General features: G+C 40.8%; 19 protein-coding genes. 18 read left to right on the forward strand and 1 reads right to left on the reverse strand.

All coding sequences use genetic code 11. The annotated features are described in order from the left end of the window. Positions 1-6: 6 nt before the first annotated feature. Entirely contained in the window at positions 7-786 is a 780-nt protein-coding gene (locus CSV76_RS09460) for a gluconate 2-dehydrogenase subunit 3 family protein (protein ID WP_085427933.1), read from the reverse strand. A 616-nt stretch (positions 787-1,402) separates the two neighbouring features. Here CSV76_RS09460 and CSV76_RS09465 point away from each other — a divergent pair. From CSV76_RS09465 to CSV76_RS09550, 18 genes are all read left to right on the forward strand, one after another. Beyond that, entirely contained in the window at positions 1,403-2,962 is a 1,560-nt protein-coding gene (locus CSV76_RS09465; protein WP_085427934.1) for an ABC transporter substrate-binding protein, read from the forward strand. Positions 2,963-3,029: 67 nt separating this feature from the next. Continuing rightward, positions 3,030-3,947 carry an ABC transporter permease gene (locus CSV76_RS09470; protein ID WP_085427935.1) on the forward strand — a complete coding sequence of 306 codons (918 nt, stop codon included), beginning with the start codon at positions 3,030-3,032 and terminating at the stop codon, positions 3,945-3,947. Positions 3,948-3,958: 11 nt separating this feature from the next. Further along, on the forward strand, positions 3,959-4,882 hold the full coding sequence (locus CSV76_RS09475) for an ABC transporter permease (RefSeq protein ID WP_085427936.1): 924 nt from the start codon (positions 3,959-3,961) through the stop codon (positions 4,880-4,882). 12 nt (positions 4,883-4,894) lie between these two features. After that, positions 4,895-5,887, forward strand: coding sequence for an ABC transporter ATP-binding protein (locus tag CSV76_RS09480; RefSeq protein ID WP_099625414.1), 993 nt, complete (start codon positions 4,895-4,897; stop codon positions 5,885-5,887). Beyond that, entirely contained in the window at positions 5,888-6,910 is a 1,023-nt protein-coding gene (locus CSV76_RS09485) for an ABC transporter ATP-binding protein (RefSeq protein ID WP_085427938.1), read from the forward strand. It abuts the gene before it with no gap. 9 nt (positions 6,911-6,919) lie between these two features. Further along, the gene (locus CSV76_RS09490) at positions 6,920-8,065 is read left to right on the forward strand and encodes a M20 family metallopeptidase (protein WP_232319643.1); all 1,146 of its coding nucleotides are present in this window, start codon (positions 6,920-6,922) and stop codon (positions 8,063-8,065) included. Between the two features lie 230 nt (positions 8,066-8,295). Beyond that, entirely contained in the window at positions 8,296-9,423 is a 1,128-nt protein-coding gene (locus CSV76_RS09495) for a PrpF domain-containing protein (RefSeq protein WP_099625415.1), read from the forward strand. 15 nt (positions 9,424-9,438) lie between these two features. Then, complete coding sequence (gene prpB / locus CSV76_RS09500; RefSeq protein ID WP_085427940.1) at positions 9,439-10,347, forward strand: methylisocitrate lyase; 909 nt, start codon at positions 9,439-9,441, stop codon at positions 10,345-10,347. A 30-nt stretch (positions 10,348-10,377) separates the two neighbouring features. Then, entirely contained in the window at positions 10,378-11,055 is a 678-nt protein-coding gene (locus CSV76_RS09505; RefSeq protein ID WP_158232624.1) for a GntR family transcriptional regulator, read from the forward strand. A gap of 159 nt (positions 11,056-11,214) precedes the next feature. After that, positions 11,215-12,450 (forward strand): S-layer homology domain-containing protein, encoded by a 1,236-nt coding sequence (locus CSV76_RS09510; protein ID WP_099625417.1) that lies wholly within the window; start codon positions 11,215-11,217, stop codon positions 12,448-12,450. 320 nt (positions 12,451-12,770) lie between these two features. Beyond that, positions 12,771-13,844 (forward strand): glycosyl hydrolase family 8, encoded by a 1,074-nt coding sequence (locus CSV76_RS09515; protein ID WP_099625418.1) that lies wholly within the window; start codon positions 12,771-12,773, stop codon positions 13,842-13,844. Continuing rightward, on the forward strand, positions 13,828-14,688 hold the full coding sequence (locus tag CSV76_RS09520) for a GGDEF domain-containing protein (RefSeq protein WP_085427944.1): 861 nt from the start codon (positions 13,828-13,830) through the stop codon (positions 14,686-14,688). The genes CSV76_RS09515 and CSV76_RS09520 overlap by 17 nt, the downstream gene beginning before the upstream one ends. Continuing rightward, positions 14,678-16,369 (forward strand): DUF2334 domain-containing protein, encoded by a 1,692-nt coding sequence (locus tag CSV76_RS09525; protein WP_099625419.1) that lies wholly within the window; start codon positions 14,678-14,680, stop codon positions 16,367-16,369. The genes CSV76_RS09520 and CSV76_RS09525 overlap by 11 nt, the downstream gene beginning before the upstream one ends. Then, positions 16,362-17,627: a glycosyltransferase family 2 protein gene (locus CSV76_RS09530; protein ID WP_099625420.1), complete on the forward strand. Its 1,266-nt coding sequence runs from the start codon at positions 16,362-16,364 to the stop codon at positions 17,625-17,627. The genes CSV76_RS09525 and CSV76_RS09530 overlap by 8 nt, the downstream gene beginning before the upstream one ends. Before the next feature lie 2 nt (positions 17,628-17,629). Further along, a complete protein-coding gene (locus CSV76_RS09535) occupies positions 17,630-19,729 on the forward strand; it encodes a cellulose biosynthesis cyclic di-GMP-binding regulatory protein BcsB (protein ID WP_158232775.1) in 2,100 nt (699 codons plus the stop codon). A gap of 205 nt (positions 19,730-19,934) precedes the next feature. After that, on the forward strand, positions 19,935-21,176 hold the full coding sequence (locus CSV76_RS09540; protein ID WP_099625422.1) for an S-layer homology domain-containing protein: 1,242 nt from the start codon (positions 19,935-19,937) through the stop codon (positions 21,174-21,176). A gap of 475 nt (positions 21,177-21,651) precedes the next feature. Continuing rightward, a complete protein-coding gene (locus CSV76_RS09545) occupies positions 21,652-23,100 on the forward strand; it encodes an AbgT family transporter (RefSeq protein WP_198166149.1) in 1,449 nt (482 codons plus the stop codon). A gap of 39 nt (positions 23,101-23,139) precedes the next feature. Beyond that, a complete protein-coding gene (locus CSV76_RS09550) occupies positions 23,140-24,348 on the forward strand; it encodes an amidohydrolase (protein WP_099625423.1) in 1,209 nt (402 codons plus the stop codon). The last annotated feature ends 30 nt before the right edge of the window (positions 24,349-24,378 follow it).

The raw sequence follows: 24,378 nt of genomic DNA on the forward strand, positions 1-24,378 counted from the left end.
CTTACATTACGATTTTTGTTGATAACTTGTTAGACTAATTGGATCGCGTTTAACGAATTCGTCTTTTTCGATGATGTCTGCGTATGAAGGTACAGCACCAGGGAATTCTTGCATTTCCCAGCCAGCCATATTACGATTTCCACCGTATAGTGGGTCAGAATATGCACCTTCCATTGTCAATTCGCGAAGTAACTGGAACATACTACCCGCATTTACGCCACGAAGTTTCACTTTGGAACACTCGAAGTCTTGCAAAACTTCGATCTGTTGCTCTTCTTCTGCTTTATCAAACGTTACATCAAAACGTTTTCTACTTTCATCATTCATTTTTCTAATTCCAGTAATAATTACTTGGCCTCTGTTTAGACTAGTTTGATCAACGGGAGGATCATTTGTTAAAAATGGTCCTTGTCTGTAATCGGAACCATTGATGCCCCAAGATCCAGCCATTTGTTTATCGATGAAGTAAGGAACTCCTAATTCAATCGCTCCTGGACCATTATCATCTTTTGGCAATATACGCTCAGTTGCTTGTTCAAGAACGACGAAGTCTTCATATCTCGAAAAGAACATACGTGCTTCAGTTAACTCTACTTTTTTCGTATCTGTTTGTACGGGTGCGCTTTTATCGGATTTAAATTGGTTAGTCAGTAGTCCACCTAACAATGAACCACCTGCGACTCCACCGACAACTAAGCCGGAATTTTTCATAAATTGACGACGACTTGTATCGGGTGCTTGTCCAGCATTGGACCCGCCTGGTTTTACATCTTTATGATCGGCCATTTTCCATCCCCCTAATTTCAAAAGTGCTTTAATGTTAAATAGATAATTTGGCGATTTGACAGTTTTACCTAATTCATCATGCTATGTCAAGAAGATTTCAATAAAACGAATGATAAACGATATAAAGTTATTGAGCGTTTATTTAATTTTTTTATTCTGATTCAATGGCTATTTCAAGCTAGAATATATAATTTAAGTAGCAATGTGAAAATACTTCTAAACCACATAAAGAGTTATATAACTAATAGGGCTATCTTTCTATTTAAATTAATACAGTGTAAAAGTTACAGAGGGGGATATCTCATGCTACTTAATTTAGGTTATTAAGTTAAGCACCTGAAAATATATACATATTTTGGGTAACTTGATCCCTGAAATAGTCATTTAGCATTTAAATGATTACTTTTAACTAGAGATCTTGATTTGTAATTAAATTCAGATGTGTATATAGGTATAAAGTGATATTGACCGATTTTTGATTATTGTAATAGAATGAACATATTGTCTTTTTTAAATATTATATATTTATAGTACGTTGTATAAGTGATATGGGAATGTTCAAATGTAAGTGCTTACAACGCAAAAAGCAATAGAATAGTATAGGGAGATGATGGCTATGAGTAAGAGGCTAGGTTTATTACTAACATTATTTGTTGCGATGCTAGTAGTATCTGCTTGTTCGGGCGATGGCTCTAAGGACAAAGATGGCAAAAGTGGTAGTAAAGAAAATGAGGACAGTAAAGTGTTAACGGTAGCAATGGGATCAGATATTGTCAGTTTCGATATTCATGATCATAATAATACCTCTACTGAGTCTGTGCACGACAATATGTATAATTACTTGTTTAAAAGAGATGCAGATAATGTTGTTCAACCTGAATTAGTTGAAAGTTTTGAACAGGTAGATGAACTTACAGTTAAAATGAAGTTAAAAGAAGGTGTGAAGTTTCATAATGGAGATGATTTAACTTCAGAAGACGTGAAGTTTACACTTGAAAGAGTAGCAACAGATGAAAAGCTAAAAGAACATGCTAACTATAAGCAAATTAAAGAAGTTGAAGTAATAGATGATTTGACTTTCAATGTAATTACACATGATCCTGAGCCATCATTATTCCATAGATTGTCCAGACTAGGATCTGGTATGTTACCTAAAAACTATATTGATGAGAATGGATGGGATCACTATCTCTCAAATCCAGTAGGTACAGGGCCATACAAGTTTAAACAATGGGTTAGAGACGACAGAGTGGTTCTAGAGCCATTTGAAGATTATTACGACGGTAAAGTCGATGAGTGGGATGAAGTAGTATTCCGTGTTATTCCCGAAAATTCAACACGTGTTTCAGAATTATTAACTGGTGGTGTTGATATTGCAACCAATATCCCACCAAGTGATTGGGACCGTGTTAATGACAACGATGGTACTTCAATGAAAACAGAAGTTTCCAATCGTACACTTTTGCTAATGTTAAGATCAACAGAAGGTTATCCGACTTCTGATGTTCGAGTTAGAAAAGCTATTGACTATGCTATTGATAATGCAGCTTTAGCAGAACATGCATTAAAAGGCGGAGGAGTTCCAACGCGTACAAGAGTTGGCCCAGGAAACTTTGGTCACAACCCGGATTTGTATGATACGTACAACTATAATATTGATAAAGCCAAGGAGTTACTGAAAGAAGCAGGGTATGAAGATGGATTTGAAATGACGTTCCAATCACCACGTGGACGTTATTTACAAGATGCTGAAGTATCCGAAATGATTGTAGGAATGCTTTCACAAGTAGGTATAACAGCGAAACTGGAATTCATGGAGTGGAGTAACTTTGTAGAGATGCGTACTGCGAAAAAGAACGGCGATGCTTACTTACTGGGGTTAGGTAACTCAATGTTTGATGGAGCGTATTCGGTAGATTGGTACCGCGCGGAACGTTTCGAAGGGGAAACAGACTACAAGAATGATGAAATCGAAGAATTGCTTGATCAATCAGCTGTAAACATGGATGAGAAGACACGCGAAGAGCAAATTCAGAAAATCGAAGAAATTGCTGCTGAAGACGTGCCTCACGTAATTCTATATCAGGAATCCATAAATACAGGCGTTAGTGATCGTGTGAACTTTGAACCAACAAAAGATGAAATGATTTACGTACCGAATATCAAACGAAACTAAATAATCTACTGGGGGTTAGGGGAGCTGTATACCCTGACCCCTAGTTTATTTAAGAAGGAGGAAAGCAATGGTTAAATTCTTGCTGAGAAGAATACTGGAAATAATACCTGTTCTTCTAATTATATCTTTTATTGTATTTACTCTTGTATTTGTTGCAGGTAATCCTGTTGCTCTTATGCTTCCTGAAGACGCTTCTACTGAGGATATTATTGCACTCGAAGCCGCGCTTGGGTTAGATCAACCTTTTGTCGTCCAATACGGAAAGTATATGTTAAATCTAGTACAAGGTGATTTTGGTCAATCCTTTAAATACAATACGGATGCATTACCTTTAGTATTAGAGAGGCTGCCAGCCACATTAGAACTCGGTGTAGCAGCACTATTACTGGCTATTATTATTGCGATACCACTTGGAATATGGTCTGCCACGAAAAAGAATACTTCTATTGATTTATTTGCAACTGGTGGTGCAGTACTTGGTAAAGCAATGCCTAACTTCTGGTTGGGAATTATGCTAATTTTATTATTTTCTGTAACACTAGGGTGGCTGCCAGTTTCCGGTAGGGGAACGTTAGCTCACTTAGTCTTACCTGCTATTACGCTAGGTACTGGAATAGCGGCAGAAATGACGAGACTCATCCGTTCAAGTATGGTGGAAACATTGAGTCAAGATTACGTAAGAACAGCAAAAAGTAAAGGGATTCGGAATTTCTTTGTTGTGTATAAGCATGCATTTAGAAACTCACTAATTCCCGTCATTACAATTACTGCATTACAAACTTCTACGCTTGTAGGAGGAACATTAATTACAGAAACAGTATTTTCGTGGCCAGGTTTGGGTCAATTATTAATACAAGCTGTGAATACAAGAGATATGGCAATCGTGCAAGCAAGTGTCTTTGTCATAGCAGTTCTTGTTATCTTGTCGAATCTAATAGCTGATATTTTATATAGAGTTTTAGATCCTCGGATTAAATATAACTAAGAGGTGAATTCATGTCTAATTTACATAATCCTGCGATAAATGGCTCTGAACAAACAACACAGTCGGTAAAGAAAAGTAGTTTCCAAAGATGGATTAGAATGTTGTTGAAAAGTAAGACGGGAACGGTGGGGATGTTGATTGTATTAGCCGTTATATTTGTAGCTGCTTTTGCAAATGTTTTAGCGCCATATGATCCTGCTTTGATCGATCCTACTAAGATATTAAAGCCGCCTTTTTGGTTGGATGGTGGAAGCATTGCGAATGTGTTGGGTACAGATAATTTAGGTCGGGATATACTAAGTAGAATTATTTACGGTTCTAGAGTGTCTTTATTAGTTGGTGTTGCCTCCGTAATACTCGCTGGAATTATTGGGGTAATCGTAGGTTTATTTGCAGGATATTATGGCGGATGGCTAGATACAGTTTTAATGAGACTAGTAGACTCATTTCTCTCTATCCCGAATATTCTATTTGCGCTTGTATTCTTAAGTGTTTTTGGTCCAAGTGTCCCTACATTGATTGTTGTATTGGGGGTAACGAATTGGGTTGCCTACGCACGAATTGTTAGAGGAGAGACACTCTCTATTAAGGAAAGAGAATTTGTTAAGGCAGCCCGTTCAATGGGTGTGAAGAACAATAAAATTATAGGCAGACATGTTTTGCCGAATGTTATCTCTTCATTTATTGTCATCTCCACATTAAGTGTTGCCACGACAATTATATTAGAAGCCTCTCTTAGTTTCTTAGGACTTGGCGTACAGCCTCCTACTGTTTCGTGGGGAGGAATATTAAGCGATGGACGAGATTACTTGGCAACTAGTTGGTGGTTGGCTACGTTCCCGGGCATTGCCATCACCGTAACGGTTCTAGGTATTATTTTCTTGGGGGACTGGTTACGTGATGTGCTTGATCCCCGTTCACAAGGTCGAAGTTAAGGAGGTAAACCAATGAAGGACAATACATTATTAAAAGTGAAAAATCTGCATACGTATTTCAGAACAGAACATGGTTTAATACCTTCTGTAAACGGTGTTTCATTTGAAGTTAAAGAAGGGGAAACCCTCGCTATTGTTGGGGAGTCGGGATCTGGAAAGAGTGTTACTTCACTATCCATCATGGGATTAATTGAGCCTCCCGGAAAAGTGGAAGACGGAGAAATTTTATTTCAGAATAAAGATCTAACAAAAGTGAGTAATAAAGAATATCGAAAGTTACGCGGTAACGATATTGCAATGGTCTTTCAAGAACCACTGAGTTCTTTAAATCCGTTGTTCACAATAGGTAATCAAATTTCTGAATCTATCAAGTTACACCAGAATGTGGATAAGAAAGAAGCAAAAAAAAGAAGTATTGAAATGCTGAACCATGTTGGGATTCCACGGGCGGATAAAGTCTATGATTCCTTTCCTCACACACTAAGTGGTGGTATGAGACAACGTGTAATGATTGCAATTGCATTGTCATGTCAGCCCAAGCTACTTATTGCCGATGAGCCGACAACTGCGTTAGACGTAACAATACAAGCGCAGATCTTAAAGCTAATGAAAGACTTAGCCAAAGAAGAAGATACAGCAATCTTATTGATTACCCATGACTTGGGTGTAGTTGCCGAAATGGCTGATAAGGTAGTCGTTATGTATGCAGGCCAAGTAGTAGAATACACAGACGTATTCACATTATTCAGTAGTCCGAAACATCCATATACAAAAGGTTTACTTGACAGTACACCAAAATTCTTTGACTCGGATGAAAAGCTAGAGTCTATAAAGGGAACTGTTCCTACTCCTGATTCTATGCCAAAAGGATGTAAATTCCATCCGCGTTGTCCATTTGCAATGGATATTTGTATTGCACAAGAACCTACTTTGGATAAAATAGAAGGCCTAGCCGATCAGGATGTCAGATGCTGGTTGTATAATGATAAGGAGGCTGCTATTTAAATGACTAACATACAAACAGTGCCTCTAATAGATAAAAAGGTTCTACTTGAAGTAAAGAACTTAAAAAAGCATTTTGAAGTTCCAGACGGTCTGCGATCTAAAAAGACTTTGAAGGCAGTAGATGGCATTGATTTCACAGTAATTGAAGGAGAGACTCTAGGTATTGTAGGGGAGTCAGGCTGCGGTAAATCAACGACTGGAAATTTACTAATTCATTTGCTTGAAAAGACAGAAGGAACTATTGTCTTTAATGGACAAGATATGGATTCGTTAAATACGGAACAATTTAGAAAGATGCGAGCAGATATACAAATGATATTTCAGGATCCATTTTCTTCATTGAATCCAAGAATGCGTGTTAATGATATTATTGCAGAGCCATTAAAAACACATAAAAAGTTGAGTAGAAAACAACTACGAGATGAAGTTTATCAACTAATGGATGCTGTAGGATTAGATCGATCTTACGCTAGACGTTACCCACACGAGTTTAGTGGTGGACAAAGGCAAAGGATAGGAATCGCCAGAGCCATAGCATTGCGCCCGAAATTAATTATTTGTGATGAACCTGTTTCTGCATTGGATGTATCCATTCAAGCGCAGGTTTTGAATTTATTAATCAGTCTTCAGAAGGAATTTAACTTAACATTCATTTTCATTGCACACGGATTGCCTGCTGTAAAGTATATTAGTGACCGTATCGCAGTTATGTATTTAGGGAAAATTGTAGAAATCACAACAAAAGATAAATTGTTCAATCGACCAATGCATCCATACACAGTAAGCTTAGTTTCAGCAGTTCCCCTGCCAGATCCTTTTAGTAGGGATACTAGAGAACGTATCATTTTGGAAGGCGATATGCCAAGTAACGTGGATTTACCTTCTGGTTGTAGATTCCATACAAGGTGCCCATTCGCACAAGATAAATGTAAAGTAGATGAACCGGCATTGATAGAGAGAGAGACAAATCATTTAGTGGCGTGTCATTTCCCGTTAAATGTGGAGAATATTATAAGTAATTAATTGAAGGGAATGAAATCTGTGAAGAACTACTTAGTCGACAAAGAACATGAAATGCTTGCATTAATTGAAAGACTTGTAAATATCGATTCTGGATCTCATAACAAAGATGGTATCGATGAGGTAGGTAGAATTCTGAGCGAAGAATATAAGAAACTTAATTTTACTGTAGAGGTAGTAAAGGAAGAGAATAATGGTAATAATCTACTGATTCGGCATAGTGATTCTAAGGAAACGAACTTAATTGCTGTAGCGCATATGGATACTGTTTTTAAAGATGGCACAGCGAGTGAAAGACCATTTAAGATAGAAAATGAGCGAGCGTATGGGCCAGGTGTCATTGATATGAAGTCGAGTCAAGTTGCCCTGCTTTACGCTATAAAGGCATTGAAAGAGAATAACAAACAAAGTTTCAAAGACGTTCGTATTGTATTGAACAGCGATGAAGAAATAGGTTCTGGTACTTCGCGTCATCTGATCGAGCAGGAAGCGAAAGGGAAGAAGTATGCTTTAATTATGGAACCGGCTAGAAAAGATGGTTCATTAGTTAGTTCACGTAGGGGTGGGGGCAGATATACTTTATTTGTGAAGGGAAAAGCTGCTCACTCAGGAATAGAACCGCAAAATGGAATTAGTGCAATTGAAGAAGTTGCATATAAAGTACTCCAGTTACACGCACTAACTAATCATGATGAAGGTATAAATGTCAGTGTAGGTCTCATTGAAGGTGGAGATTCTGTAAATACAATTGCGCCTTCTGCTGTAGCGCATGTGGACGTTAGAATCAGTAAAATTGAACAGGCCGAGTTTATAGATGAAAAGATTCGTGAAATCTGTTCGAAATCAGATGTTGAAGGTACAACTATCGAGTTAACGGGTGGATTAAATCGCCCACCAATGGTAAAAAATGATGAAACGATTAGTTTCCTAGATATTATCAGGGAAGTTGGAAACAAAGTAGGAATAAATATAACGGATATAGGTACTGGTGGAGGATCGGACGCGTCCTTTACTTCTGCACTTGGTGTTCCTACAGTCGACGGATTAGGTCCAGTCGGGGGAAACCCACACAGTGTAGACGAATATTTAGAAGTACCTACCCTAGTAGAAAGAACAAATCTTCTAGCTGAGTTAATTGAAAGGTTAAGCGAAAAGTAATTACTATAAAAATAACGATCTAATAAAAATACATCTACTATGTAGGTGTATTTTTATTATGATAATAATCATAGTATCCCTCATTCTACTAACGATAGAATGAACCTATTTTGTTATAATCACCATACATAGTGATTGAAAGTTTTGGACATAATGAAGTTGCGATATTGTATAACTGTATACAATATTGTATGCTGGATTTATAAATGAAAAGGAAAGGTGGTTACAAAATGGATCAATTTACAGTTCCATGTATTATCTATCGTGGCGGTACAAGTCGTGGCTTGTTTTTTCATAAGCAGGATTTACCTGAAGATCCATCCATACGGAATAAAATATTTTTAAAAGGCATTGGTTCAGAAGATGCATCTCAGATTGATGGCCTAGGTGCAGCTACGTCACATACGAGCAAAGTAGTCATCATAGAAAAGAGTCCAGATTCTTCATCGGATATATTGTATACATTTATACAATTGGGGATTGGCGATGATACAATCGACTATGAAGGAACTTGTGGGAACTTGATGGCGGCGGTTGGAGCCTTTGCGGTAGATGAAAATTTAGTAGATGTTGCAGACGGGGCAGAGCGTATAGTCGTGAAAGCTTGGAGCACGAATGTGGAAAAGTTGATCGAAATCGATGTACCTCTTATAGAAGGAAAAGCAAAAGTTATGGGCGACTATTCCATCTCGGGCATCAAATCTCCAGGTGCGAAGTATGTTGTTTCTATTCTGAACCCAGGTGGCGGGAAGACAGGCAGCACATTGCCCGTCGGAGCTAGGAAAACTAGTGATGAAATGGAGTTTTCATTCGTCGATATCGTCAACCCGTTCGTTTATGTGAAAGCGAATGATCTTTCATTGACAGGGACTGAATTAAACGCAGAAATTACGAACCATCCTGAAATTTTGCAACGGCTTGAAACGATACGGGAGATCGGCACCGTTTCTGCTGGTCTTGCGGATACCGTGCAAGATGCGCGTGACTTGTATCCGGCCATACCGAAAGTCGCTTATGTCGCAGCGCCACAGGATTACAAAACGTCTGGTGGCAAACTCATCAGAAAAGAAGAGATCGATATACTGGCACGTATGGTGTCGATGAAAAAAATGCATCGGACATTTGCGGTCAGTGGATTATTAAATATAGCGGCGTCATGTGTATTAAAAGATACGATTCCTTATGAGTTATCCACTGTGGATAAAGATATTCAAGACCAAGTGATCCGAGTCGGACATCCGGAAGGGGTAGCCGAAATTCGTGTGGGGAAAGATCCTGACTCTGAAGACATCTTATATGTAGGCTTAGATCGAACAGCGAGAAGAATAATGGATGGGAATTTATATATTCCAAATTAAAGAGGAGGAATTACGATGAGTTGGTTAGTACGTGATAAGAAAGAACATCCGGTAGTCCAGTTGAGAGAAATGCTTGAGAATGAAAAGGGGATCATTAAGATTCCAGGAGCGCATGATGCAATGGCTGCATTGCTTGCACAGAAACAAGGCTTTGGTATGATTTATTTATCAGGTGCCGCGTTAACGGCAAGTCTCGGTATGCCGGATCTTGGAATCGTGACATTGAATGAATTATCGCAACGTACACGTGAAATCACACGTGCTACTGGCATGCCGATGCTTGTGGACGTTGATACAGGTTTCGGAAGCATCTTGAATGTCACGCGCACAGTCTATGAAATGGTTGAAGCAGGGGCGGCAGCTATTCAAATCGAAGATCAGGATCTTCCGAAGAAATGTGGTCATTTAAATGGAAAGAAATTGGTGACGGCTGAAGAAATGGTCCAGAAAATTAAAGCAGCACGTAAAGCAGACGCAGATTTAGTCATCGTTGCTAGAACAGATGCGAATGGCGTGGAAGGCTTTGATGCGGCGATCGAGCGCGCAAAAATGTATCATGACGCGGGAGCGGATATCATTTTCCCGGAAGCGATGAAGACGGAAGAAGAGTTTAGAAGCTTCTACGATCAGACGAAATTGCCATTGCTTGCGAACATGACTGAGTTTGGCAGAACGCCTATGTATACAGCAGAACAGTTCGAAGATATGGGGTATAAGATGGTGATTTATCCTGTGACTTCATTGCGAATTGCGGCGAAAGCAATTGAACGCCTGTATAAAGAATTGTATGAAACAGGTACGCAGTCTGCTTTGTTGGGAGATATGCAAACACGAAAAGAGTTATATGATACAATTTTATATGATCAGTACGAAGAATTGGATGAAACGATTTCCAAAACCGTACTGGACGATTTATACAAGTAAATCCAGATAACGGCAGGTGTCGATCGTATGATGACAAACAAGAAAAACTCCACAATAGATACAGTATATGAAGCGATTAAAGAGAAAATTGTAGAGATGGCCTATGAGCCGAATGAACATTTAATCGAAGAAGTGTTGTCCACGGAGTTTCAGGTAAGTAGAACTCCGTTGCGACAAGCTTTGTATCGTTTGGAGCTCGAAGGATTAGTCTATAAAAAAACGACAGGCAGGATCCACGTAGCGGCATTATCAAAAAAGGAAGCAGAAGAGATCTTCTATGTACGGGAAATTCTGGAAGGACTCATCGCACGTCTAGCGACCATCCATATTGCTGCACATCCTTCAAAAGAAGACATCGTTCATAACTTGCAAGACGTAATGCTGCTGATGCGTAATGCAGCAGAAAGTGGGCGACAAGCCGACGTTGTCCGTTATGGAAACGAGTTTCATAATATCCTCGAAGTGCATAGCGACAATCAAACCGCAGTCAATATGCTGCGCCAGATTAAAAGCAGATTGGCGAGATATCGTCGTGTCGGGGTGTATAAAGATCCTGAGTATCCAGCGACGAAGCCAGTTGATGAGCATGAAGAAATTATGAATTTCGTAACTAGCGGAAATGCAGAAGGCGCTGAAACAGCGATGCGCGCACATATTATGCGGAGTTTGCAGAATACCATTCAGGCGTTGAGTTATTTACGAGGATGATAGGAATCCATTTGATCATGATTTTATGATTGAGTGGATTTTTCTGTTATAGATCCTCTACAAAGCGTTCTAAATACCCTACAATAATAGGATGTTCATTGGTATTATGTACATAACTAGTCATGACTAGTCTACTAACTATTAAGGGAGTGGAAGAGTATGAAAAAAACTTTACGAGTTCTAGTATGGACAGCGTGCATGTTGGCTTTATCGCTAGTTTATGCAGATTCCAATGAAGCGTCGGCGAAAGAGTTCAAAGATGTATCGAAGAAGCATCCGAACTACACGGCCATTCAAGAGATGCAAAAAGCGGGCTATATCAATGGGTATCCTGATGGAACGTTCCGCCCAAGTGAACCAGTCAGTCGTCAACACGTCGCCTCGTTGCTTGATCAAGTGTTGAAGTTCCCGCAACCGCCAACGGATAAATTGGTTTTTGCCGATGTGCCGAAAAACCATATGTACTATACGCCCATCATGAAGTTATACAACAAGGGAATCATTAGTGGAGGACTGGACAAGAAGTTTAATCCGAATGCATCCATTACACGAATCCAGATGGCGAAGATGCTCGATTTGGCATTTGACTTTAATATGAAAGAACCTGCAATTTTTGAAGATCTAAACTTCTTGCACTGGGGATACGTCCATGCAAGTGCGCTGTATGCCAATGGCGTAACGAAAGGCGATAACGGAAAGTTCTTACCGAATCAATCCGTTACACGTGCGCATTATGCGGAGTTTTTATATCGCGCTATGAAAGTGGGGAAAACGCCTTCTAGTAGTGTGGTTAGTAAAGAAAAAGCCGTTGATTTGACTATGCGCCTTCCTGTTGTGATTGAAGGAATTCGCGTTCAAGGAAAGTTGGATAAGCAAACATACAGCCAGCTTCGTTCAAAGCAGTTGCCTTATGCTACAAAAGCATTTGTCGAGGGGTTGTTAAAAGACGATTACCCGGATGTATGTACACATTGTGATTCGTTTTTATTCCCAGATTTAACAATTGAACCTTCACTGCGTTTCGAATATACGCAACCAGATGCCAAGACACTTCAAGTGCACACGATTTCATTACGTAATATGTTATCGTCTGCTAGTTATGTTCATTACGTGTTCAAGAATGAATCAGGTATATGGAAAATGGACGATTATTCAGGTGAGGACGTTGGGAAAAAGAATTTTGAACTGACGAAAGATGAAGCTAAGCGTGTAGTGGAAATGAATTATCGCTACTCTTCAAAGGTTAAGGTAACGTATGTTTCACAAGCGAAAAAGACAGGCGAAGATTATGCAACGAAAGAAAAGTATCCATTTACTGAATATAAATTCACTGTAGACACGGAAGACGGTCGGGAAACGGTTGTTGTGAATTCAGACGATGGCTTTACGTACTGATCCAAATCTATGGATAGACTAAGAGAAAAAACTCCTACACCACAAGAAAGTGGATTGTAGGAGTTTTTTCTTTGCTGAATAGTTGCTCAGTTTCTATACTATTTTTTAGCATAAAGACATATAGTCACAATGATACTATTTAGTAACCTTCATGCGATTCCAAATTATAGTATATAATAATCGACTAAAAGGAAAGGACTTCATAATTTGAATGAAATAGTAGTTCCATCCTCATAAACTATTTAGCATAAGTAGTCATGTATTTAATTAACAAGCATATGGTACCGAGTATTAATTAAATGATAGAGAGGGCGTGTAACATGAAAAAATGGATAGGGATTTTAGCTATTGTGTTATTGGCGTTACTAGGACTCAAATATTACACGCTCTTTACTAGTAAGCCGCCTATTAGTAAGGAAGATGCTCCGTCGACTGAACAATTCGTCCGGCATCACTTAATGAAGACCGATGGAAGAATTGCGACGGGTTTGACATCACGGAAAGAGGAGTACTTATCTGAGACGGTAGGTTTATGGATGGAATATCTATTGCTCGCGGATGATCAAGAATCTTTTGATCAACAAGTGGATGTGCTGAAAAAGTACTTTATGACGCCTGATGGATTGATCGCTTGGGAAGTGAAAGGGAAAAAGAAAGCCACTGCCAATGCCTTCATTGACGATATACGGATTATGAATGCTCTCTATGACGCGGAAGAGAAGTGGTCGGATTCTTCCTATCTTACAGTAGCAAAGAAAATAGAAAACGCACTTGTGGATTATCAAATCAATCAAAATATATTCGTTGATTTTGTAGATGTGAAAACGAAGGAACAAGGACAACAACTCACGCTGAGCTATTTAATTCCATCTGCAGTAGACAAAATGAAAGCCTGCGACAAGGAGGCGTATGAGCAAACACGTTCATTATTAACTAACGCGCCAAATAACTCTCTCGGCTTTTTGCCCAAAACATACGACCTGTCGACGCATAGTTATATATTTGAAACAGAAGCGAATATGATCGATCAGCTATATATGGGCTATCATCGTGCGCAGTGGGAAGGGGACGTTTCTAAATTAGTGGAATTTGTCCGTCAGACATACGCGGATGAAGGGAAGTTATTCGGTCGATATGATCTGAATGAAGGAAAGCCCATAGTGGAGTTTGAAGCTGTATCGGTCTATGCGCTGGCGATTCTACTTGCGATTGAAACTAAAGAGGATGAGTTGGCGGTCGCGCTTTATAAAAATATGAAAGCGATGCAGCAAACGGATTCGAAAAAGCCTTATTACGGAGGTTATATTGATGTAGCTTCAAAAAGTACGCATCCGTTTGATAATCTTTTAGCCTTGATTGCTGAAAGGAAGGGGTACGATGAAGGGATTTTTTAAGCAAGAAACTAAAACACTGCTGTCGCTTTCATTTTTAGTAATCGGCATGCAAGCTGCGGTATTTTACTTTGTGCAACAAGGGCAGACGGGAATGTTGCTGTCCGTTTTCTTACTGTTACTGACGGTTTTGGCGCTTCTAGCGGGTCCGGTCATTGCGTTGATGGGCAGTGTGTTTTCCATTTTCATCATGGGCACGTTGTTGATCATACTCTTTTTACGGCCAGATACATTCATTAGACCATTGACGGTTTCGTTGGCAGAGTTGCTGATTTTCGGCTTTGTGCTGTTGTTGACAATTCTAGTGGCGGGTGTCATTCATGATCAAATCGTCCAACAGAATCACTATACACGTAAATCGGAGAAGGAATTGCGGGAGTTGGTTGCTGTGGATTCTGAAACAGGTTTCGATAATCGTCATCGTATGGAAAGTGAACTAGACATGGAGGTTGCTAGAACCAATCGGTATGGCGGCGCGTTTACGCTCATCGTATTAAAGATGGATTTCCTTGAAGAATTCCATAATCTTTACGGAGACAAAGAGCACATGTATTTGCTAGCTTCTCTCGCGGATCATATGCAGTCCGTCATCCGTTTAACGGATAGGAAGTTCCGCTACGACGACGATCGCTTTGCTCTATTGCTAACACATACGGATGATGGGTCCATTGATATCGTGTATGAAAAGTTAAGGAAGTCGCTACAAAATCATCAATTACTTAATGAGAAGTATGTCACACTGACGTTTCGTGTAGCGCATGAAATGTACATGAAAGAGAAGAACATGCGAGGGCATGTGGAATTGATTGAGCGACTGGAAAGTGAGATGTTGGCTCGTGAACTATAAACTTCTAGTTTTCGTGTCGTTCGTGCTGTTGCTGATTCCTATTCCCGCACAAGCGGATTCATCTGATCGTCTTTTATTGCTGTATATGACTGCTAACGGAGAAATGAATGACCGTGTTGTTATGGCGGAAGCGAATCTAACGGCTTTCGTCGACGCGATCGATGTGATTGCAGCTGAAGACATCGAGCCGGGGACTGTAGAAGCCTACCAACGTGTCGTGCTATTCGGCGATACCATCGGGACAATTCCAGAAAATCTACAGCGCGAAATGCGGCAGTTCAACGGAACGGTACTGGCATTTGGATATAATGCGGATCAACTGCCACAGTTTCAAAAGTGGGATTTCCAGGAGGATCAACGCATCGCTAGTGTCGAAGGGCAACTGCTCGATGCAGTGAAATCCATTGTCCACGCGAGTCCGCCGAAAAATGCGACACGACTAGCGGAAGCAGAAACAATTGAACAACGTATACCGTTCATCGTGCAGCATGAAAATATTTCATTTATTGCTACAACCGCATTCAGCACAGAAGAAAAGTATATTTTGTCACGTGCGCTCTATGATGTTTTTGATATAAAGCCGCCGCCGACACATCCAACATATATTCAGCTTGAAGGCATTACGCCGATTTCTAAAGTTCAAGATATTCGAGAAGCGGGAAGGTATTTGGCGGAGCGTGACATTCCTTTCATCCTATCCGTCACGCCAGTGCATGTGAACGCAAAGACCTCTGAAAAGGTGGATTTGTCTTCCAATAAAGAGTTAGTAGAAGAATTGAAATCACTTCAGGCAAGCGGCGGTATCGTGATTGTCAATGGCTATAATCATAGCTACCGTTTAAATGAACAGTTTATCGGTTACGAATTTTGGGATATGAAGCTGAATCAACAGATTGGCGCTTCACCGGTCGACGACTTGCCGTCACCTATTCAACCTCCTACCCTATTTTCGTCGGATCAAGCCTATGCGAACTATCGCGCGGCAGATCTACAGGCAGAATCAAATATAGTTCATACAAAACAGCGACTCTCAATTGAAAGTCTGCTAGACGTTGGGCTTTATCCGTTAGGTGTGGAAATTCCGCAGTATACGATGAGTGCGAATGGATACGTAGCTACTTCCGAGTACTTTAATGCGATGTTCGGCAGGATGCAAGTGAGCGATACGGACGGCCGCTTGATCAATATGCCACTATTTATCACAAAGCCGGGAAGATTGTCGGGCATGACGCTGTACCCGGAAACAATCGGTTATGTCAATGTAGATAAGTCGGAGCCGTTTGAAGACATGGAGCAAACTATAAGGAACGTGCAAGCGGTACCTGGTTCAGCAATCGGCGGATTGTATCACACCTATATCGGTGCATCGTATTTGCCTGAAATGGTTCGGCTTATGGAATCGGTGCCTGGCATGGAGTGGGTGGAATTTTCCCAAATGAATCTTAGCGTGCAAACACCTGATAGTAAAATTCGCTACACAGAAGAAGGCGTACAATCCACGTCCACTATTACAAAACGGCAGAAGCTGGTGAAGACGATTAAGGAAAATCCAGTCAATGCATCGCTCTGGGTGATCGTCGTCGTGGTTGTGTTATTTCTAGTAGCGTTTGCGGTGTATGTGCTCAGTCTGCGGTTACGATTAAAAAAACGTCTGTTTGAGGAGCGTGATCAGCTTGATTAATATCCTGTTTTATACATCATTATCATTAATCTGGATCATGTTGCTTTATCATATGTTCCTCATGCAAGGCGGGTATCGGCATTATCGATCATTTGAAAAAGTCATTCCGCAATGGGAAAAAAACATGGGAGAGCTACCAACTGTCGCAGTTTTTATTCCTGCACATAATGAAGAAGTCGTCATTGCACAGACGCTAAAGGCGGTGTCACGACTTTATTATCCGAAAGATAAGCTTGATGTAATCGTCATCAATGATAATTCATCCGATAGAACGGGAGAAATTGTACAAGAATTTACGGTGAAGTTTCCGTTCATTCGTATGGTTGTAACAGAACCACCGAATAAAGGAATCGGTAAGTCTTCTGCGCTGAATGAAGCGCTGGTTCAGTCGGAAAGCGAATTTATAGCGGTTTATGATGCCGATAATACGCCCGAACGAATGGCGGTTTGGTATTTGGTCATGGGGCTGCTGAATGATCCGAAGGCGGGTGCTGTTGTCGGGAAATTCCGTGTCATCAATGCGAAAGAAACCTGGCTGACGCGTTTCATTAATATCGAAACAATTTGCTTTCAGTGGATGGCACAGGCTGGACGCTGGAGATGGTTTAAAGTGGCGACGATTCCCGGTACGAACTTCGCCATTCGCCGATCTATCATGGAGCAGCTTGGTGGCTGGGACGTCAAAGCGATGGCAGAGGATACTGAGCTGACGATCCGTGTCTATAATCTTGGCTATCACATTCGCTTCTTCCCGAAAGCAGTCACATGGGAACAGGAGCCTGAAACGCTGAAGGTTTGGTGGAATCAACGCTTACGCTGGGCGCGTGGCAATCAATACGTCGTGCTGAAATTCATGACACAGCTTTTTAAATTAAAACGTAAACGCATCGTCTTCGACCTGTTTTATTTCTTCTTTACTTACTTCTTATTCTTCTTGGGTGTCATCATTTCGAATACGATCTTCGTCGCCAGTCTATTCTTCGATATCCAGTTAGGTATCGGAAATGTCGCGCTTGTATTATGGGGACTCGCGTTCTTATTATTCATTGCGGAAGTGACGATTGCGTTGAGCATTGAACGAACCGAAATGACCCGCAAAAACTTCTTTTATATCTTTTTGATGTATTTCACGTATTCGCAGATGTGGATTATCCTTGTCATGCATGCGCTTTTTCTAGAAACGAAACGAATGATTCTCGGGCAAGAAGCGCGTTGGTATAAGACGGAGCGCTATGTCCGCAAGAAACCGGGGGAATGACAATGAAATCAGTACTCATGTTGCTGTTGGCGTTGGCTTTGACGTTTACATTCACGGCTACCGACAGTGAAGCGTCTCTTCGTATAGAACAAATTCAGATTGACGCAGACCGTTCGACTACAACACGGCAACCTATAACGAATAAAGTCATTGAATTACGGGGGCCTGAACAACAAGTGTCGTTCTTCTATGAGATGAAATCAGATAGTACGGAACGAGATCAGGAATTCGTTTTGCGCTTTCAAAATTCTGAGCTATTGATGGCTCCTTCGTCGCTCACTGTGCAAGTCGATGGCAAGCCGATCACTTCGCAGCCATTAAATGGAGAGAAGGAATCCAAAGAGTTGGTGATTCCGTTACAGAAAGAAGCGCTTACGCAAGGAGTGCACGAAATAACGGTACAATTTTACGGCGTCATCAAGGAAGGCATTTGTGTAGAACAAGGCACATCCGCTAACTGGTTGGCGATTCAAGTAGATTCCTATTTACAACTAAGTGGACAGCAACCGTCTGACAGATACTTGGCGGACTATCCTGCAGCATTCATTGGGAAAGGGAAGTACCCCGTCGCGATTATCATTCCGCAGAAAGCATCGGTCGAGACGCTCGACAGCGCATTAAAGGTAGGTGCGTTCTTGTCTGAATCGACAGACGAGAAATTCCCTATACAAATCAAGCGCGAAGATGATGTGGAATCATTATCGTCAAATGTGATAATTATGGGTGCTATAGATGAATTCTCAAGCTCCGCTATGAAGAGTCTACTAAAACAAGCTTCTTTAACAGCGGTTGAAAATTCCATGATTTTGTCCTACGAAACCATAACGGACGGCGAGGGTCAAGTCGACGCATTACTCGCTATTTCAGAAACTCCAGCAGCGCTAGGGGAAAGAGTCTCTGTACTGACAGAACCGAAGTTATATGAACAGATGACAGGTAGACAGTTCCGCGTTCGTACGATGCCGGTTCGTCATTCCAAAGAGACGGGAAACACAGTGAAACTCAGTCAATTCGGCATAGAAGATATAACACTGAATGGTTCGAATCGTGAGAGCCAGCAATTTTTTCATTACACACCGTTCGCCATGGATAAAAATCGTCAGGCTGTACTTGAATTGCATCTGAAGCGCTCAGCGCGTGATACAAGTGAAACGACCGCAACAGAAGAAGTGTTTAGAGGACCTATCGAATTAACGGTACTCGTCAATGATGTACCGCATTCAATAAATTTGGATGACATGAGTGATCCGCAAGAGGGGGTCTATTCCGTGCAGTTGCCGATTGATAAGAGTGCAATGAAAGAGAATCGCATGATCAGTTTGCAGTTGCAGGCCAGTGGATTGATGGCGAAAAACCCATGTGTGACGACGGATCATAATCGTTGGATTTATATCGAAAAGGATAGTTTTATCACATTCCCGAAAGAGAAAACGGATAGCGAGAATTCTCCTTCCATTGCACAGTTCCCATCTCCATTCGTGGATGAAGCAGATGAGGCATTAGTCGTTCTACCAAAGACTACTGTCGCTGATGATGAACTCTTGTATTTATATCGCAAGCTCTATGTAAATTCACACCCGATGAATTGGAAGCTCGCGGATGGCGAAGAATTGAAGGAAGAAGAATTGAAAAGCCAGCACGCGTTATTTATGGGTGGTCCTAGTGTGCAACCGCTGTTGAAAGCGAAGCAAAAAGAGCTTGCTGTGTCGTATGCTACAGGTAAGCCGGATCTGGCAGCGCTCGGTTTCATGGAAGGTTCATCGAAGTCGGTCAGCTTTATACAAAGAAGTTTGTGGGGCAATTCGAATCGTGCAATGATGGTGATCGATTCATTGACGGCTGAGTCGCAGATTGACCGTCCGCTTGTGGATTTCTTACAGTTGACGGATGACGTGGCGACTGTGGCCGTGTTGTCGAATAATCGTAAAGTCTACACGAATGCCTCTCAGATCGAAGCTGCGAATAGTACGGCGGGTAATAATACCGCAAAGGCATCTGCTAGACCTTCCGTTGGCTGGTTGGTAGGGTTTGGCATATTGTTGGCAGTAGCTATTGTGAGTGTGTTCGTCGTGTTACGTCGACGCCGGCGCGGAGTAGAATAAAGGAGTAGGAGGGTAACATGGAAGCCAACACTTGAGGTTGTAATGTACAACTACGAAAACGTTCCACTGGATTGAATACTCCCAGTGGAACGTTTTTAGTGGATAAGTAACAGATTATTCTAATAATGTATATCAAACTAGTTAGTTACTTGGTAGTATGGTAGTAGGAGACTGTCGATGAATAAAATATAAAGGGAGTGAAAGCATGAAGAAGATGTTCAGGATTGGTTTATGGACGTTACTGTTGCTTGCTTTGTCGTTTGTTCATGCCGGAATCAATGAAGCGTCCGCAAAAGAGTTCAAGGATGTATCAAAAAAGCATCCGAACTATGCAGCAATCCAAGAAATGCAAAAAGCGGGGTTCATTAATGGCTATCCTGACGGGACTTTTCGTCCGAATGAGCCGGTGAGTCGTAAGCATGTGGCGGTGTTGCTGGATAAAGCGCTGAAGTTGCCACAGCCTTCTACTACGCAAGTTGTTTTTACAGATGTGCCGAAAAATCATGCGTATTATAGCCCCATCATGAAGTTGTACGATCAAGGAATTGTAGGTGGCTCCAATGGGAAGTTTAATCCCGAAGCTTCTGTTACCCGTATCCAAATGGCCAAAATGCTGGATTTGGCATTTGAATTCAATATGACAGAGCATGCGGGTTTTTATGATCTACTTGTGACGCACTGGGGATATGTTCATGCGAATGCATTATTCTCCCAAGGGGTAACGAAAGGGGATAACGGACAGTTTAAGCCGAATGACAAAGTGACGCGCGCGCATTATGCAGAATTCCTGAATCGCGCCATTGCCGCACGAGCTGCTCAACCGGGTGGTGCAAAGATGAATAAAGACGACGCCTTGGACAAATTAAATCGATTAACCTCATCAATTGAACGTGTTTTCGTGCTAAGCAAAGAGAACAATCAAACGTTCACTAAAGCCCGCCCAGAATTTCTTCAATACGCAACGGCAAGATACGTGGATGACGTCATTGCAAAAGTGTATACAGGAGAGTTTGACTATTTGCAGTATGTAAATCATCCGTTGCACTCTGAAGTACGTTTGCGATTCGATTTCTCGCAACCCGACGCAGATGTACTACATGTTGAAACGATCCAATTCAGAAATATAAACGACGACACGGGCGGATTTGTGCACGCTGCATTTACGCGAGAAAAAGGACAATGGAGAATTGCCGATTACGATGTCGACTATCCGGGGACCAAGAATTTCCAACTGACAGTAGACGAAGCGAAGTTTGCAATTGAAGACGAATATAAGCGTCATGGTTTCCAACAGGTACAAGTGAAATTCGTGTCAAAATCTCAAGTTACAAGTCAAGACTATTCCACTCATGAACCTTATACATTAGATCAGTATAAGTTCACGGTGGATAGCAATATCGGTCGCGATCATGTGACGTTCCATTCCGATAGTGGTCTGATGTATTGATGGTGTGTTACACAATCGTAGACTAAGGTGAATTCAATTCTATGTAGAGTTTATCGTGTTGTCTGAACTATAATATAGTCTCCTAATCGATACAACAAATCAAAAAGCGGTTCACTGAAATTACTCAGTGGATCGCTTTTCCTTACTCAATCATTAGTATTAAAAGAAAAATAGAAATAATAGAATATTTGCTATTGACAGATTTCAGTATTCAGAATAGTATAGAATTAGAAAGCGCTTACAAAAATGAAACATACGAAGGGGAGATGAAATGCATGGGAATGCTTTCACTACGTAACATAGTTAAGGTGCTTAAGCGATAAATGACAAGCTACAATGATTTTTTTATGTCATTGTTAAGGTGCTTAAGTGACGAAGAGTAATTAAGATAAATAAGCTGTTGGTTTTATTAGTGAATAACAAAATTGCTTTCAACGTATTCAAATAGATACTAATCAAAGGAGTGAAAAACATTATGACAAATGATGTCAACGTGGAACAAACGCCAAATGAAGAGCTGAAAAAGAAAAAGAAGTTAAAAATGCCTCACTTACTCTGGATTATGTTCAGCTTATTGTTACTAGCAAGTTTGGCTACATATGTAATTCCAGCAGGGAACTTTGCTGTAGATGAAAATGGGGTAATACTAGGAGACCAGTTTGAATATATAGGTCATCAAACGCCTGTAAGCCCATGGAAGATGATGATGTTGTTCCTAGATGGATTGAATCAATCAGGTACTATTATTTTCCTTGTACTAGTTGCCGGTGCTACAATCAGCGTTTTATTGGCGTCGGGTGCAATTGATAATATTTTAAACTGGGCTATTTTCAAACTGAAGGATAAAGGATTGGGTCTTCTTGTAAGTGCGATGTTCATCTTAATCGTATACATCGGTGGATTTGCTGGAAGTGACGCATTGATCGCATTGGTTCCGATTGGTGTAATCTTTGCTAAGAAGCTAAAGCTCGATCCACTTGTTGCTATTGGAATTACAACTTTCCCAGCTTTGATTGGATTCGGTACCGGACCACAGGGGCTATTCATTCCTCAAATGATGATTGAAATTCGTCCTTATTCCGGATTTGGTGTCCGCTTTATGCTCATGAATTTCTTCATGATAATCGGATTATTGTATCTAATGCGGTACATCAAAAAGATTCAGAAAAACGAACAGTCCTCTTTAATGTATAAAGATGGCTGGAGAGCCAATTTGATTGGCAAGATCAATCTTGAAGATGAAATCAAGGAAGAAAAACTTAAATTGACAAGCATTTTTGCGTTGGTCGCGTTCATTGTTCAATACTTAGTGATTATAGGTTACTCCGCGTTTGGTGGAGATCCCGAGTTCCTTTACAACTTTATCATTGTGATTAATATACTTACAGCTATTGTAATTGGTTTATTGACTCGTATGTCATTCGATAATTTAGGCGAAAGCTTCTCGAAAGGCCTAGCTGCCATGGCATTTATAGCCTTCATCATCGGATTGGCTCGCGTAATGTCACTGATTTTGACACAAGGTAATATCTTGGACACGATCGTTGCTACGTTGACAGCACCATTGATGAATATCAACAAGAGTTTCGCGACAATAGGAATTTCCATGATTGTTTCGTTACTCAATCCGCTCGTCCCGTCGGCTACAAGTAAGGCGGCTATCTTAATACCGATCATTCAGCCAATTGCTGAAACACTAGGTCTAACAAAGCAAGTTGCAATTCAAGCTTTCCAGTTCGGAGATGGATTCACGAATATGGTATCACCTGTTCTTGGTTGGACGATTGGTTCTTGTGTATTGGCTGGCGTTTCATTCTTTAAATGGGTTCGTTGGGTATTGCCTGCTGTGATTCTATTCTTACTTCTAAGCTTTGTTATTTTGTATATCATGACCACTGTTGGTTGGACAGGCGGAGCTATTTAAATTAGTGAACATAAAAAAGATTGAGGGAGGACGAAATACATGATAACTTCAACAAATGTAAATGAATATGTAAAAAACAAAGCAAGGGAACTGGAACCGGAGACGATCAAGGTGCGAACATACTTGTACGAACGTCCGGAGTTGAGCAGTAAAGAATACGAAACATCCAAGTTTCTAAAAGAAGAAATTACGAAGCTGGGATTAGTAATTGAAGATGTACCGGGGAGTACAGGATTCACTGCTTTGCTTGATACGGGTAGGGAAGGGAAGACACTTGGCATACGGGCGGATATTGATGCACTGCCTGTAACAGAGAACCCGATGAATATGGCGGGACCAAGAAAGTATTTCTCGAAGAATGAGAATGTCATGCATGCATGTGGACATGACGGGCATATGTCCATCGTCTTATCCACTATCAAAATTCTCGAAAGCATGAAAGACTCTCTAAGTGGAAAAATATACTTCATCTTTGAAGAGGGAGAAGAAATCGGGAGTGGTATCGATGCTATGATCAAGCATCTTGAAGGCAGGGGCATTGAAGCGATCTATGGAAACCATTTGGCATCATTCATGGATAGCGGTACACTCTGCGTAGATGAAGGACCGAGAATGGCAGGTGCAATTTTAGTTGATTTTGCCGTGCATGGTAAAAGTGGGCATGGTTCTCGTCCCGACCTTTCCATCAACCCATTGTTCGCAGCTGCGAATATTTTAGTTGGACTGACAAACGCATGGGCCAATCAGATTGACGTAACAAAGACCGTGACACTCGGTCTGACTCAAATACATGGCGGAACTGCACTGAATATTATCCCTGAAAAGATTGATATTGGCGGCTCTTTACGTTTCTATGATATGGATGAGGGAAGAAAAGCATTGGAGCTCATGAAAAAAGTAATTGATTTGACTGCCCAAGCACATAATTGTCGAGTGGAATTCAAGGAGATATTTAAAATTGCATCTGATCCCGTCGTCAATGATAAACAATTGGCAGAGCTTGCCCAGAACGGCTTTGAAGAAATTTTACCAGGCTCCGTCGTTCACGATATCAAGTGGTTTGCGTCTGAATCATTTAATAAGTATTCAAAGATTTCTCCTATTGTATTTGTGTTTGTCGGTGTGCGTGATGAAGAATACGGTAGTGGTGCGGAACATCATAACGATCAATTCGATATAGACGAAAATGCGTTGGTAAACGGTGTGATGGCAACAACTAAATTTGCTGTAGACTTTTTAATGAAGTAACCAGTAAACATCAATAAAAGGGAAGTGCTG

This window comes from Sporosarcina sp. P17b, assembly GCF_002743115.1.
Lineage (GTDB): Bacteria > Bacillota > Bacilli > Bacillales_A > Planococcaceae > Sporosarcina > Sporosarcina ureae_C.

What these genes read in the sequence shown, in the direction of transcription:
- CSV76_RS09460 (WP_085427933.1), bottom strand. Translation starts at nt 786, where the DNA reads ATGGCCGATCATAAAGATGTAAAACCAGGCGGGTCCAATGCTGGACAA.
- CSV76_RS09465 (WP_085427934.1), top strand. Translation starts at nt 1,403, where the DNA reads ATGAGTAAGAGGCTAGGTTTATTACTAACATTATTTGTTGCGATGCTA.
- CSV76_RS09470 (WP_085427935.1), top strand. Translation starts at nt 3,030, where the DNA reads ATGGTTAAATTCTTGCTGAGAAGAATACTGGAAATAATACCTGTTCTT.
- CSV76_RS09475 (WP_085427936.1), top strand. Translation starts at nt 3,959, where the DNA reads ATGTCTAATTTACATAATCCTGCGATAAATGGCTCTGAACAAACAACA.
- CSV76_RS09480 (WP_099625414.1), top strand. Translation starts at nt 4,895, where the DNA reads ATGAAGGACAATACATTATTAAAAGTGAAAAATCTGCATACGTATTTC.
- CSV76_RS09485 (WP_085427938.1), top strand. Translation starts at nt 5,888, where the DNA reads ATGACTAACATACAAACAGTGCCTCTAATAGATAAAAAGGTTCTACTT.
- CSV76_RS09490 (WP_232319643.1), top strand. Translation starts at nt 6,920, where the DNA reads ATGAAATCTGTGAAGAACTACTTAGTCGACAAAGAACATGAAATGCTT.
- CSV76_RS09495 (WP_099625415.1), top strand. Translation starts at nt 8,296, where the DNA reads ATGGATCAATTTACAGTTCCATGTATTATCTATCGTGGCGGTACAAGT.
- prpB (WP_085427940.1), top strand. Translation starts at nt 9,439, where the DNA reads ATGAGTTGGTTAGTACGTGATAAGAAAGAACATCCGGTAGTCCAGTTG.
- CSV76_RS09505 (WP_158232624.1), top strand. Translation starts at nt 10,378, where the DNA reads ATGACAAACAAGAAAAACTCCACAATAGATACAGTATATGAAGCGATT.
- CSV76_RS09510 (WP_099625417.1), top strand. Translation starts at nt 11,215, where the DNA reads ATGAAAAAAACTTTACGAGTTCTAGTATGGACAGCGTGCATGTTGGCT.
- CSV76_RS09515 (WP_099625418.1), top strand. Translation starts at nt 12,771, where the DNA reads ATGAAAAAATGGATAGGGATTTTAGCTATTGTGTTATTGGCGTTACTA.
- CSV76_RS09520 (WP_085427944.1), top strand. Translation starts at nt 13,828, where the DNA reads ATGAAGGGATTTTTTAAGCAAGAAACTAAAACACTGCTGTCGCTTTCA.
- CSV76_RS09535 (WP_158232775.1), top strand. Translation starts at nt 17,630, where the DNA reads ATGAAATCAGTACTCATGTTGCTGTTGGCGTTGGCTTTGACGTTTACA.
- CSV76_RS09540 (WP_099625422.1), top strand. Translation starts at nt 19,935, where the DNA reads ATGAAGAAGATGTTCAGGATTGGTTTATGGACGTTACTGTTGCTTGCT.
- CSV76_RS09545 (WP_198166149.1), top strand. Translation starts at nt 21,652, where the DNA reads ATGACAAATGATGTCAACGTGGAACAAACGCCAAATGAAGAGCTGAAA.
- CSV76_RS09550 (WP_099625423.1), top strand. Translation starts at nt 23,140, where the DNA reads ATGATAACTTCAACAAATGTAAATGAATATGTAAAAAACAAAGCAAGG.